We start from the raw sequence: 12243 nt of genomic DNA, 5'->3' as shown, positions 1-12243 counted from the left end.
ATAATGTCCGAGATAATGACAGTTGTATCAAATAATCAAATAGCAGACGCAATTTTTGAATTAAAAGTACGTGGGAATCTTACGAAAAATATGAAAAAACCTGGACAGTTTGTTCATATTAAAGCTGGTACAGGAACTGAACATATGTTGAGAAGACCAATTTCAATTTGTGAAGTGAACCGTGAAGAAGACACATTTACAATGCTTTTTAGAAGAGAAGGACACGGTACAGAATTGATTTCACAACTAAAACAAGGTGATCGAATAGATGTAATTGCACCTTTAGGGAACGGATTCCCAGTTGATGAAGCGCAAAATACTGCCTTATTAGTTGGAGGTGGTATTGGCGTGCCACCTATGTACGAATTGTCTAAACAACTCAATGCTAGAGGTATAAAGACAATTCACGTATTAGGTTTTCAAAGTGCTAAAGATGCATTTTATATAGATGAATTTAGTGCGCTAGGTGATACGTATGTTGCAACTGCAGATGGAACGCTTGGTACTAAAGGATTTGTTACAACTGTTATTGAAAATTTAGACACACCCTTCGATATTTTTTACAGCTGTGGACCAAAAGCAATGTTGAAAGCTTTAACACTTCAATTAAGTGATGTGAAAGGTTATATTTCACTCGAAGAACGTATGGGTTGTGGCATCGGTGCTTGCTATGCATGTGTATGCCATACGGATAATGAAGCGGGTTATGTCAAAGTTTGTACAGATGGTCCCGTATTTGAAAAAGGAGCTGTCATCATATGAGTCGATTAAATGTATCGTTACCAGGATTAAATTTGAAAAATCCAATCATGCCAGCAAGTGGATGCTTTGCTTTCGGAAAAGAATTCAGTCAGTTTTATGATTTATCAGAACTTGGCGCAATCATGATTAAAGCAGCAACTCAATTTGCAAGATACGGTAATGAAGCACCACGTGTCGCTGAAACGGCAAGCGGTATGATTAATGCGATTGGTCTTCAAAATCCAGGTGTTCACCATATTATGGAACATGAATTGAAATACCTTGAACAATATGATGTACCCATTATTGCTAATGTTGCAGGTTCGACTGAAGAAGAATATGTTTACGTCGCAAAACATATTTCACAAGCATCAAATGTTCATGCACTAGAATTGAATATTTCTTGTCCAAATGTTAAAGAAGGTGGGATTCAATTCGGTACTGTACCTGAAGTGGCTAAAGAACTGACGAGAAAAGTAAAAGCTGTTTCAGAAGTGCCAGTGTATGTAAAGTTATCACCTAATGTGACGAACATTGTAGAAATGGCGAAAGCTATTGCAGAATACGCAGACGGTATTACGATGATTAACACTTTAGTAGGATTAAGAATTGATGCGAAGACTGGAAAACCAATCATAAGCAATGTTATAGGTGGACTGAGCGGACCAGCAATCAAGCCAGTTGCATTAAGAATGGTATATGAAGTCAGTCAACATGTTGATATTCCAATTATCGCAATGGGTGGCGTGAGAACGGCTCAAGATGTCATTGATTTCATTTCAGTTGGTGCTGATGCAGTAGCAGTTGGAACAGCAAACTTTGAAAATCCAACAGTTTGTAAAGATATTATTGATGAATTACCTACATTACTCGATAAATTAGGCGTTGAACATATTACAGAACTTAAAGGTAGAACTTATAACCAACAAGGAGTTGTCAAATAACATGAAGAATACACCAATAATTGCATTAGACTTTGCAACTCTAGAGGAAGTTGATCAATTTTTAGATTTATTTAATGAACCCCTATTTGTAAAAGTAGGTATGGAACTTTATTTGCAAAATGGTCCTGAAACGATCAACCGAATTAAAGAAAGAGGTCATGATATCTTTTTAGATTTAAAGTTACATGACATTCCAAACACGGTTAAAGGCGCATTAAAAGGATTAGGTAAACTCAATATCGACTTAATCAATGTGCATGCAGCAGGTGGTAAAAACATGATGGCTGCTGGACTTGAAGGCTTACGTGAGACAAATCCTAATGCTAAGTTAATAGCTGTAACTCAGTTAACTTCTACTACAGAACAACAAATGAAAGATGAACAAAATATTCAATCATCGATCAATGAATCAGTCGTGCACTATGCAAAAATGGCACATGAAGCAGGACTTGATGGTGTCGTTTGTTCACCATTAGAATCTACTTTAATTCAAGACCATATCGGTGAAACATTCTTGAAAGTGACACCAGGTATACGCTTAGAATCTGATAAGACACATGATCAACAACGTGTGACAACGCCAGAAGATGCTAAAAAATTAGGCTCAACACATATAGTAGTGGGTCGTTCAATTACGCAACATGAAGATCCAGTAGCAAGATATCACGAAATATTACAAAGATGGGAAGGATAATTCATATGACTCAAAATATCGCACAATCATTATTAGAAATTAAAGCTGTAACACTTTCACCTGACGATCCATATACATGGAGTTCAGGCATTAAATCACCGATTTATTGTGATAATAGAGTGACATTAGCATATCCTGAAATTAGAGAAAATATTTATCAAGGTTTAATTGAATTGATCAAAGAACACGCTCAAGACGCTGAAATTATTTCTGGTACGGCAACAGCAGGTATTCCGCATGCAGCATTTGTTGCGGATCAACTAAAATTACCGATGAGCTATGTGAGATCTAAAAGCAAAGGTCATGGTAAAGGGAATCAAATCGAAGGTGCTTTAAGCAAAGGGAAAAAAGTAGTTGTAATTGAAGATTTAATTTCAACAGGTGGTTCATCAATTAATGCTGTTGAAGCTTTAATTGATGATGGCGCGGAAGTATTAGGGGTATTTGCAATCTTTACATATGGTATTAACAAAGCAGAAGAAGCTTTCAAAGCAATCGATGTTCCGTTCTATACTTTGTCTAATTATGATGAACTGATTTCAGTAGCTGAAAAAGAAGGTTATATCGAAAATAAAGATATAAAAACTTTAAAAGCTTGGAAAGATACTTTATAATAAAGTCAAGATAAGGGGGGTCTTTATGGAAAGCCAACATAAATTATCTGCTGCAGAAGAACAAGAGCAGATAAAAAAATGGGGACATATTAATGATTTTCTTAAAAAAGATTCTAATGCGAAACCTGACTTTAATCATTATGAAGTAAGAGACGAAAATATGTACGAACGTACAGGTTATTCGAATAACACAAACGTGAATAGACAGAGAAGATATGATTTAGGCGACAAAAACATATTTAAAAGTATCAAAAAAGAATTAGAAGCAAAAGGATTCTTTGATGATTAATAAGACATTAAGAAAAAACTACTAAAAAAATTGGTAACAATTTTTTAGTAGTTTTTATTTTTTAAGCATGAATATTCAGAAAATTGTATGAATTAAGAATGACGTTTGTTAAAATGTAAACGTATACACTTTTAAAGGGGGCGAAATGTATGAATAAACGTGATAATAAGTTTACGAATCAACTTTGGAAAGAAAGTGGACGTACGAAAGAAATGTTAAAGTTCTTTTCAACGGATGCATTAAAAAATCAAAATAAACCAGATCCTGAATTGAAAGCTTACAATACCGCACAACTTATCGGATTAATATTAGGTCCATTACTATTTTTAGTTGTGTTATTATTTTTCAAAGCAGATGGACTGAGTCAAAATGGTGTCTACGTTATGGCTGCTACTTTATGGATTGCCGTATGGTGGATTACTGAAGCTATACCAATTCCAGCAACAAGTTTAATGCCTTTATTCCTTTTCCCGTTAGGCGGAATTATGGATAGCGCGACAGTTTCAAGTGCATACGGAGATGATATTGTATTCCTATTCTTAGGTGGTTTCATTATTGCAGTTGCAATGGAAAGATGGAATTTACATACAAGAATTGCACTCGTCATTATTAAAAGTATTGGTACGAGTACAGGTAGAATTTTATTAGGATTTATGATTGCAACGGGTGCTTTATCGATGTTTGTTTCAAACACAGCAGCCGTAATGATCATGATTCCAATCGGTATGGCAATTATTAAAGAAGCAAATGAATTAACAGCAGAAGGTGATGGGCACCACAATTTATCACAATTTGAAAAATCACTCGTACTTGGTATCGGTTATGCAGGTACAATCGGAGGATTGGGAACTTTAATAGGGACACCTCCATTAATTATTTTGAAAGGTCAATACGAAAAGATTTTTGGAGAAGAAATTGGATTCGGTCAATGGATGGTTATGGGTGTGCCAACGGTCATTATCTTACTCGCAATAACTTGGGCATATTTAAATTTCGTAATATTTAAACATGATATGAAAGAATTACCAGGTGGAAAAGCAATCATTACGAGAGAATTAGATGCTTTAGGTAAGACGACTTATGAAGAAAAAGTTGTATTCACATTATTCTGTTTAGCTGCATTTTTATGGGTATCTAGAGAATTCTTATTAGCACAATTACCTTTTACAGAATTAGTTAAAGATGGCACAATTTCAATGTTCGTAGCAGTTATTCTGTTCTTAATTCCAGCAAGACGTAAATTTGCAAGAATTCTTGATTGGTCAATTGCTAAAGATTTACCGTGGGGCATTTTATTGCTATTTGGTGGTGGTTTAGCAGTAGCTTCTGCCATTACAGAAAGTGGATTAGATAAATGGATGGGTAAACAAATTTCAGGATTAGATGGCGTCAATATCATCTTAATTATAGGAATTGTTACGCTGTTCGTATTATTCTTAACTGAAATTACATCTAATACTGCAACAGCTACAATGATCTTACCAATTTTAGCTACAATAGCAGTTGGTATTCATGTACATCCACTAGCATTAATGATTCCAGCAGCAATGGCTGCAAACTGTGCATTTATGTTACCAGTCGGAACACCACCAAATGCGATTGTGTTTGGTACAGACAAAGTAACCATTCGAGAAATGGCGACAGCCGGATTTTGGTTAAACTTAATCAGCTGTGTGATTATCGTCGGATTTGTATGGTTCATGGTTCCATGGTTATTTGGCATAGATTTAGTAGCAACTAAATAATTGAAATAAAATTAAAAAAGCAATGCTTGGATGTTGATCCAAGCATTGCTTTATGTTGTATTTTAATCCATAAATAGTTTAATAAATATATATCCGACAATGATAATGGCTAACATAATGACGATCGGTAACAATAATGAAAGTGACATAAAATCTCTCCTTTGTCTTTAACGCTTAATAAGATTATACTAAATTATATACGATTTAAAAAATGATTAAAATCTGTTGATGGAGTGTTTATTCAATGATACCAAAAATTACGACATTTTTAATGTTTAACGGTGAAGCTGAAGAAGCGATTAATTTTTATACGTCTATTTTTAAAGATAGTGAAATTTTAACAATGGTTAAGTATGGTGAAGAAGGACCTGGAGAACCTGGGACTGTTCAACATTCTATATTTAAAATAAATGGACAAATATTTATGGGAATCGATCAAACGAATGGTGTTGAAATTGAGATGAATCCTGCAATGTCATTATATGTAACGTGTGAATCTGCAATGGAAATGGAACATCTATATTCTAAACTTAAATCGGGTGGCGCGATTCTCATGCCGAAAACAGAATTACCACCAACATTTAGAGAGTTTGCATGGGTTCAAGATAAATTTGGCGTGAACTTCCAACTTGCTTTACCTGAACAACAGTCATAAATGCAATATATAAAAGAAAAACTTTCATAACTGATAAGCCTTTGAAAATGATTTCTGGCTAGTCAAGTTATGAAAGTTTTTGTTATTTTTTAAGTAATTTTTTAATATCGTCATAATCAGTCGTGACATAAAGTGTTGTTTGACTGTCGTAAGTGACAAAACCTGGCTTAGCACCACTCGGTTTGTGGACATTCTTTATTGCAGTGTAGTCAACTGGGATCTGACCTGATTGACTTGCTTTAGAATAATACCCAGCAATCATTGCAGCTTCTTCGATTGTTTTTTGCGTTGGTTCATCTTCTTGTATGACAACATGTGAACCTGGAATATCTTTCGTATGGAACCATAATTGATTTTTTCTTGCGACACGATGCGTTAAGTAATCGTTTTGTTTATTATTTTTACCTAATAAAATCGTTTGACCATCTGTAGAAATAAATGTCGTTAACGTAATTTTGTTAGAATTTTTCTTTTTCTTATTTTTACGTTTCTTCACAAAACCTTGATCTTCTAATTCTTCTCTAATGTCATCAATATCATCAACAGAAATATGGGCAAGTTGTTGTTCTAATGATTCAAAATATAAGATATTAGATTGTGTCAATTTGATTTGTTTATCCAATTCTATTTCACGTGTCTTAAGCCTGTTATATTGTTTGTAATAATATTGTGCATTCATTGAAGGTGATTTTGTTGGATTTAAAGGTATTGTAACAGGTTCATTGTTATAATAATTAATAGTTTCTAACGATTTGTCACCTTGTTTAATTTGATACATATTCGCCGTTATTAATTCTCCAAATAATTGTTGCTCATCTTTGTTACGAGCCGCTTCTCGCTCATTAATTAATTTCTCTAGTTTATGGCGATTTTTTTGAAGATGTTGGTCGACAATTTTAACTAAATCTAATGCACGCTGTTTAACGCGCTCTCTTTCACCACGTGATTCATAAAATCTATCTAAACATTCGTGTAAAGTATCAAAAGACATATAGTCATTTCCATAAGAATGTAACGGCATAAAGTAGAAAATTTCTTTCCCAGTCGAATCATCACTGTAAATAACAGGATTAGGTGATTGCTGAACTTCATCCATTACTTCATTAAAAGCTTCCACTAATGTTTCTTGGTTCATAAATGGTCGTCTAGATGTAATCTCTTTTGTTATAAGCGGACTAAAACCTTCAAATTGTTGAAGGAGCTGTCGGTCAATTTTACCCGAATTAAAATCAATATATTTATTAATATCATCCACTTCGAAAGGATTTAATTTCTTAACAGTAGGTGGATATTCATATTTGAAACCTGGCATAATTGTACGAGCAGTATTAGTATTAGGCGTATGATGTTTAAAGCCGTCGATAATTTTACGGTCGCCATCAATTAAAATGATATTACTATGTCTACCCATAATTTCTAATACGATTGTTCGTTTTCTTAAATCACCAATTTCATCTCTAGAATGAACATCGATCTCTACTAGTCTGTCATTACCAATTTGAGTAATACTTTGAATAATGCCCCCATCTAAATGTTTACGCAGTACTCTAAGAAACATTGGTGGATCGAAAGGATTATCAAATTTTTCAGCAGTTAAGTGAAAACGACTGAAATTTGCATGTGTTGATAATAGTAATTGTTTATTTTTTCGTTCACTTCGAATTGTTAATATAATTGTGTCATTACTAGGTTCAGTAATTTTATGAATTCGCCCAGTTACGAGCGATTGTATATCTTCAACAATCTTTCTAGTAAATAAGCCATCAAAAGCCATTTGCATTCACACCTTTATCAAAAGTCAATTTATTGTAACATGTAAGGGATTAAATGAGTATAATTCTGTTTAATCTTTAAACGTCTCTAGCCATATAGAATTGAAATATGGTAAGATATAAAAAAACAAAATGATAATAAATCGTTAGTATTCATTAGGAAAGGTCGTTTGACATGAACATAGAAAAAGGGTTACTGATAGTGCTCTCTGGCCCATCTGGAGTTGGTAAAGGAACAGTACGTAAATCAATATTTGATGATCCGAGTACGGATTTTAAATATTCTATCTCTATGACTACTCGAAACATGCGTGAAGGCGAAACGGATGGCGTAGATTATTTCTTTAAATCAAGAGAAGAATTTGAAGCTTTAATTGCTGATGACCAATTTATAGAGTATGCTGAGTATGTTGGTAATTACTATGGTACGCCAGTACAATACGTAAGAGATACGATGGATAACGGTTATGATGTATTTTTAGAAATAGAAGTAGAAGGTGCGAAACAGGTTAGAAAGAAATTCCCTGAAGCATTATTTATTTTCTTAGCACCACCGAGTCTTGAACATTTGAAAGAAAGACTTGTCGGTCGCGGAACTGAATCAGATGAAATCATCCAGAACCGAATTCTTGAAGCGCGTAAAGAAGTTGAAATGATGAACCTTTACGATTATGTTGTTGTAAACGATGAAGTTGAATTAGCGAAAGAGCGTATTCAAGCCATCGTAGAAGCTGAACACTTAAAAAGAGAACGTGTTGAAGCACGTTACAGAAAAATGATATTGGAGGCAAAAAAATAATGTTATACCCACCACAAAACGAATTAAAAGACAGCATCAATTCTAAATATTTAGTTGTAACAACTGCAGCTAAGAGAGCACGTGAACTACAAGAACACCCTGACAGTTTATTATTAGATGAATATCGTTCACTAAAAAATGTAGGTCAAGCACTAGAAGAAATAGCAGCTCATAAAGTATATGCTAAATTAGAAGACTAATCATTTGAATTAACGAAAGACCTTTTATGTTTGGACGACCAATCCATACATGAAAGGTCTTTTTATTGAATATGGATATTGTAATTTAGATTCATGACAGTCTTTTTTAAAGAATGTATAATAAGTATAAAGTTTAAGAATCGAATTAATCGGAGGAGTACACAAATGAAGAATATACTTCTAGCTGTAACTGGAGGAATAGCTGCCTATAAAGCTATAGATTTAACGAGCAAATTAACACAAAGCGGCTATCAAGTGCGCGTCATGTTAACTGAACATGCGAAACAATTTGTGACACCATTGGCATTTCAAGCTATCAGTCGCAATCACGTTTATACAGATACTTTTGACGAAAAAGATGTCAGTGAAATTCAACATATTACATTAGCTGACTGGGCTGATGCAGTCATTGTTGCGCCTGCAACAGCTAATACAATTAGTAAATTAGCGAATGGCTTAGCAGATAACATGGTGACTTCAACATTACTCGCTACGACTGCTCCTGTTTTTATCGCACCAGCAATGAATGTTCATATGCTTGAACATCCTTCTACCGTTGAAAATATGTCTCGTTTAAGAAATTATGGTTATAAATTCATCGCGCCTGGGGAAGGTTATTTAGCTTGTGGTTATGTTGCAAGAGGTAGAATGGAAGAACCGATTACCATTTTGACAATTATTGATGATTATTTTAAAGAACAAGCACAACCAGAAACATTTGCTTTAAAAGGTAAAAACGTACTTGTAACTGCTGGACCAACAGTTGAAAAAGTAGATGCTGTACGCTATTTTACAAATCGTTCAAGTGGTAAGATGGGCTATGCATTAGCTGAAGCTGCAAGAGATTTAGGGGCGAACGTTACGTTAGTAAGTGGAGAGACAAATTTAACGCATCCTGTTGGCGTAGAATTTGTTCAAGTAACAAGTGCTGAAGATATGTTCCAAGCTGTTAAATCACGTATGAATGATATGGACATGATTATTAAAGCAGCAGCAGTCGCTGATTACACACCAGTTGAAACTTCTGAACATAAAATGAAAAAGAAAGATGGCGACTTACAGCTTACATTTAAAAGAACGACAGACATCCTTAAATATTTAGGGGAACATAAAGATAAGCAATATTTAGTTGGATTTGCGGCTGAAACAGATAATGTCGAAGAATATGCAATGGGTAAATTGAAAAAGAAAAATGCAGATGTCATCGTTGCCAATCACGTTGCGAATGAGGCAATTGGTTTTAGATCTTCAGATAATGAAGTAGATATGTATTTTGCAAATGGTGATAAAGTACCAATTGCTAAAGCTTCTAAACAACAAGTGGCCATCAAAATTTTAAATGAAATTACTAGTAGGTGGGAAGATTGATTGCAAATGTAGTCGTAGATATTCCAGCTAAAAATGTCGACAAAATATTTGATTATTTAATTCCGCAAGATATTGAAGATATCGTCAAAGTCGGTGTTAGAGTTGAAGTGCCTTTTGGTCCACGTAAAATTCAAGGATTTGTCATAGGCATAAGTGAAGAATTAACAAGTGACATTGATCAATCTAAATTAAAATCAATCATTCGTGTTAAAGATTTTAAACCAGAGTTAACAGCGGAACTCATTGAACTGAGTGAATGGATGTCTAACTTTCATTTAGTTAAGCGTATTTCAGCTTTAGAAATTATGTTACCGAGTGCTGTCAAAGCTAAATATCAAAAAGTATATTGTGTTGCTGATCCAGAAGGGATTCCTGCACAATATTTAAATCATTTTAATAAAGAAGGTATTTTAACATTTGAACAAGCGCAACAACTTCAAATTGTTTCTATTTTAGAAGACTTTGTAGAAAATGAGGCAATTATAAAAGACACAATTGTAGGTCAACAACTCACAAGAAAATATGTAACTTGCGTAAGAATCGTCCCTACAGATCGATTAGATGAGATTTTGATGTCATTGAGTAAAAAAGAAAAACAACTCGATGTCATGAACTATTTAATTGAACATAGACGAGAAGATGTCATGCTCAGAACATTAAAAGAAGAAGGGTTCTCAGAATCGAGTATCAATACGCTTGTTAAAAATCAAATATTAGAAAAATACGATGGCATTATGAATAGAGATCCGTATGAGCATCGCATTTTTGAAAAAGAACATAATAAAGCGTTAACTGAAGCGCAACATGAAGCTTTTACACAGATTGATGAAGCGGTTCGTAATAATGAATCGAAGACATTTCTTTTACACGGTGTGACGGGTTCGGGAAAAACAGAAGTATATTTACAAACTATTGAGAATGTACTCAAAAAAGGCGAACAGGCGATTATGCTTGTGCCTGAAATTGCATTAACACCGCAAATGGTTAACCGATTTAAAGCGCGCTTTGGTGATGAAGTAGCTGTATTACATTCCGGTTTATCTAAAGGTGAAAAATACGATGAATGGCAAAAAATAAGAGATGGTAAAGCAAGTGTTTCAGTCGGTGCAAGATCAAGTGTCTTTGCACCATTTGAAAAATTAGGTCTTATTATCATTGACGAAGAGCATGAAGCAACTTATAAGCAAGAAGATTATCCGAGATATCATGCAAGAGAAATCGCGATATGGAGAAGTGAATATCACAAATGCCCAGTCGTATTAGGATCTGCTACACCAAGTCTAGAAACTTTTGCACGTGCAGAGAAAAATGTTTATCAATATTTAGGATTACCAGATCGTGTGAATCAACAGAAAATGCCTGAAATTGAACTTATTGATATGAGGGAAGAACTTAAAGAAGGTAATCGTTCGATGTTCTCTAATGACCTGACTAAAGCTATTCAAGATCGCATTGATAAAGGTGAACAAATTGTATTGTTCTTAAATAGAAGAGGACATTCATCATTTGTATTGTGTAGAGATTGCGGGCATGTGCCACAATGCCCAAATTGTGATATCTCGCTTACATATCACAAAACACATGATGAATTAAAATGTCATTATTGTGGATATAGTGAACCTATGCCTCAAAGATGTCCAAGTTGTGAAAGTGAACATATACGACAAATGGGTGTTGGTACGCAGAAAGTCGAAGAAATTATATACGACACATTCGACCGCGCTAAAGTTATTAGAATGGATGTCGATACTACTTCGAAAAAAGGTGCCCACGAAAAATTATTAACAGCTTTTGGAAACCAAGAAGCTAATATTTTGTTAGGGACCCAGATGATTGCTAAAGGACTGGACTTTGAAAATATCACATTAGTAGGCGTTCTTAATGCAGATACGATGCTAAACTTGCCAGATTTCAGATCGAGTGAAAAGACATTCCAATTACTGACTCAAGTTGCAGGTAGAGCAGGTCGACACGAGAAACAAGGCGAAGTTATGATTCAAACATATAACCCGGATCATTACGCTATCTTAGATGTTACAAGTAATGACTATATGTCCTTTTATCAAAAAGAAATGAAATTTAGACAGATTGGTAAGTACCCACCATATTATTATCTAGTGAATTTGACCATTAGTCATACAGATATTAAAAAAGTATTAAAAGCATCCAAGCATATACATGGTATATTGTTGCAACACGTTACAACACAATCCTTTGTATTAGGACCATCACCAAGCCCGTTATCACGTATTAATAATAGACATCGATTCCAAATACTAATTAAATTTAAGAACGAACCAGATTTATTAACAGCCTTACAATATTTAGATGATTATTATCACGAACAATACTTAAAAGATAAACTATCACTAGAAATAGATATTAACCCTCAGATGATGATGTAAATAGAAGAAACCCGTGA

Annotated in this window: 12 protein-coding genes; 11 read left to right on the top strand and 1 reads right to left on the bottom strand. The window is 34.2% G+C overall.

Features of this window, described 5'->3' with window-relative positions; all coding sequences use genetic code 11:
• The first annotated feature begins 3 nt into the window (after window positions 1–3).
• The 7 genes from LQ617_RS03375 (at window position 4) to LQ617_RS03345 (ending at window position 5682) form a co-directional block, all read left to right on the top strand.
• Complete coding sequence (locus tag LQ617_RS03375; RefSeq protein ID WP_239739559.1) at window positions 4–762, top strand: dihydroorotate dehydrogenase electron transfer subunit; 759 nt, start codon at window positions 4–6, stop codon at window positions 760–762.
• Window positions 759–1685: a dihydroorotate dehydrogenase gene (locus LQ617_RS03370; RefSeq protein WP_159315135.1), complete on the top strand. Its 927-nt coding sequence runs from the start codon at window positions 759–761 to the stop codon at window positions 1683–1685. The genes LQ617_RS03375 and LQ617_RS03370 overlap by 4 nt, the downstream gene beginning before the upstream one ends.
• Before the next feature lies 1 nt (window position 1686).
• Complete coding sequence (pyrF, locus tag LQ617_RS03365; protein ID WP_126476906.1) at window positions 1687–2379, top strand: orotidine-5'-phosphate decarboxylase; 693 nt, start codon at window positions 1687–1689, stop codon at window positions 2377–2379.
• Between the two features lie 5 nt (window positions 2380–2384).
• Entirely contained in the window at window positions 2385–2993 is a 609-nt protein-coding gene (gene pyrE, locus LQ617_RS03360) for an orotate phosphoribosyltransferase (protein ID WP_239739558.1), read from the top strand.
• Window positions 2994–3018: 25 nt separating this feature from the next.
• A complete protein-coding gene (locus tag LQ617_RS03355; RefSeq protein WP_025904577.1) occupies window positions 3019–3282 on the top strand; it encodes a hypothetical protein in 264 nt (87 codons plus the stop codon).
• A gap of 212 nt (window positions 3283–3494) precedes the next feature.
• Entirely contained in the window at window positions 3495–5027 is a 1533-nt protein-coding gene (locus LQ617_RS03350; RefSeq protein ID WP_239739781.1) for an SLC13 family permease, read from the top strand.
• Between the two features lie 244 nt (window positions 5028–5271).
• A complete protein-coding gene (locus LQ617_RS03345) occupies window positions 5272–5682 on the top strand; it encodes a VOC family protein (RefSeq protein WP_048542477.1) in 411 nt (136 codons plus the stop codon).
• 82 nt (window positions 5683–5764) lie between these two features.
• Here the strand turns inward: LQ617_RS03345 and LQ617_RS03340 are convergent, their stop codons facing one another.
• A complete protein-coding gene (locus LQ617_RS03340) occupies window positions 5765–7456 on the bottom strand; it encodes an Rqc2 family fibronectin-binding protein (protein ID WP_239739551.1) in 1692 nt (563 codons plus the stop codon).
• Between the two features lie 173 nt (window positions 7457–7629).
• Between LQ617_RS03340 and gmk the strand changes: the two genes are divergently transcribed.
• The 4 genes from gmk (at window position 7630) to priA (ending at window position 12226) form a co-directional block, all read left to right on the top strand.
• Window positions 7630–8253 (top strand): guanylate kinase, encoded by a 624-nt coding sequence (gene gmk / locus LQ617_RS03335; RefSeq protein ID WP_025904573.1) that lies wholly within the window; start codon window positions 7630–7632, stop codon window positions 8251–8253.
• Window positions 8253–8453, top strand: coding sequence for a DNA-directed RNA polymerase subunit omega (gene rpoZ, locus LQ617_RS03330; protein ID WP_016911048.1), 201 nt, complete (start codon window positions 8253–8255; stop codon window positions 8451–8453). Before gmk ends, rpoZ begins: the two co-directional genes overlap by 1 nt.
• A 165-nt stretch (window positions 8454–8618) precedes the next feature.
• A complete protein-coding gene (gene coaBC / locus LQ617_RS03325; RefSeq protein ID WP_206167151.1) occupies window positions 8619–9821 on the top strand; it encodes a bifunctional phosphopantothenoylcysteine decarboxylase/phosphopantothenate--cysteine ligase CoaBC in 1203 nt (400 codons plus the stop codon).
• Window positions 9818–12226: a primosomal protein N' gene (gene priA, locus LQ617_RS03320; RefSeq protein WP_206167150.1), complete on the top strand. Its 2409-nt coding sequence runs from the start codon at window positions 9818–9820 to the stop codon at window positions 12224–12226. Before coaBC ends, priA begins: the two co-directional genes overlap by 4 nt.
• Window positions 12227–12243 lie beyond the last annotated feature (17 nt).

Source organism: Mammaliicoccus sp. P-M59 (genome assembly GCF_022386135.1).
Taxonomy (GTDB): domain Bacteria; phylum Bacillota; class Bacilli; order Staphylococcales; family Staphylococcaceae; genus Mammaliicoccus; species Mammaliicoccus sciuri_A.
The sequence above is the reverse complement of the archived record's forward strand: the minus strand, read 5'-3'. Positions and strand labels throughout refer to the sequence as shown.

Excerpts from the sequence above, each read along its gene's own strand:
- LQ617_RS03375 (WP_239739559.1), top strand. The coding sequence starts at position 4 with ATGTCCGAGATAATGACAGTTGTATCAAATAATCAAATAGCAGACGCA.
- LQ617_RS03370 (WP_159315135.1), top strand. The coding sequence starts at position 759 with ATGAGTCGATTAAATGTATCGTTACCAGGATTAAATTTGAAAAATCCA.
- pyrF (WP_126476906.1), top strand. The coding sequence starts at position 1,687 with ATGAAGAATACACCAATAATTGCATTAGACTTTGCAACTCTAGAGGAA.
- pyrE (WP_239739558.1), top strand. The coding sequence starts at position 2,385 with ATGACTCAAAATATCGCACAATCATTATTAGAAATTAAAGCTGTAACA.
- LQ617_RS03355 (WP_025904577.1), top strand. The coding sequence starts at position 3,019 with ATGGAAAGCCAACATAAATTATCTGCTGCAGAAGAACAAGAGCAGATA.
- LQ617_RS03350 (WP_239739781.1), top strand. The coding sequence starts at position 3,495 with ATGTTAAAGTTCTTTTCAACGGATGCATTAAAAAATCAAAATAAACCA.
- LQ617_RS03345 (WP_048542477.1), top strand. The coding sequence starts at position 5,272 with ATGATACCAAAAATTACGACATTTTTAATGTTTAACGGTGAAGCTGAA.
- LQ617_RS03340 (WP_239739551.1), bottom strand. The coding sequence starts at position 7,456 with ATGGCTTTTGATGGCTTATTTACTAGAAAGATTGTTGAAGATATACAA.
- gmk (WP_025904573.1), top strand. The coding sequence starts at position 7,630 with ATGAACATAGAAAAAGGGTTACTGATAGTGCTCTCTGGCCCATCTGGA.
- rpoZ (WP_016911048.1), top strand. The coding sequence starts at position 8,253 with ATGTTATACCCACCACAAAACGAATTAAAAGACAGCATCAATTCTAAA.
- coaBC (WP_206167151.1), top strand. The coding sequence starts at position 8,619 with ATGAAGAATATACTTCTAGCTGTAACTGGAGGAATAGCTGCCTATAAA.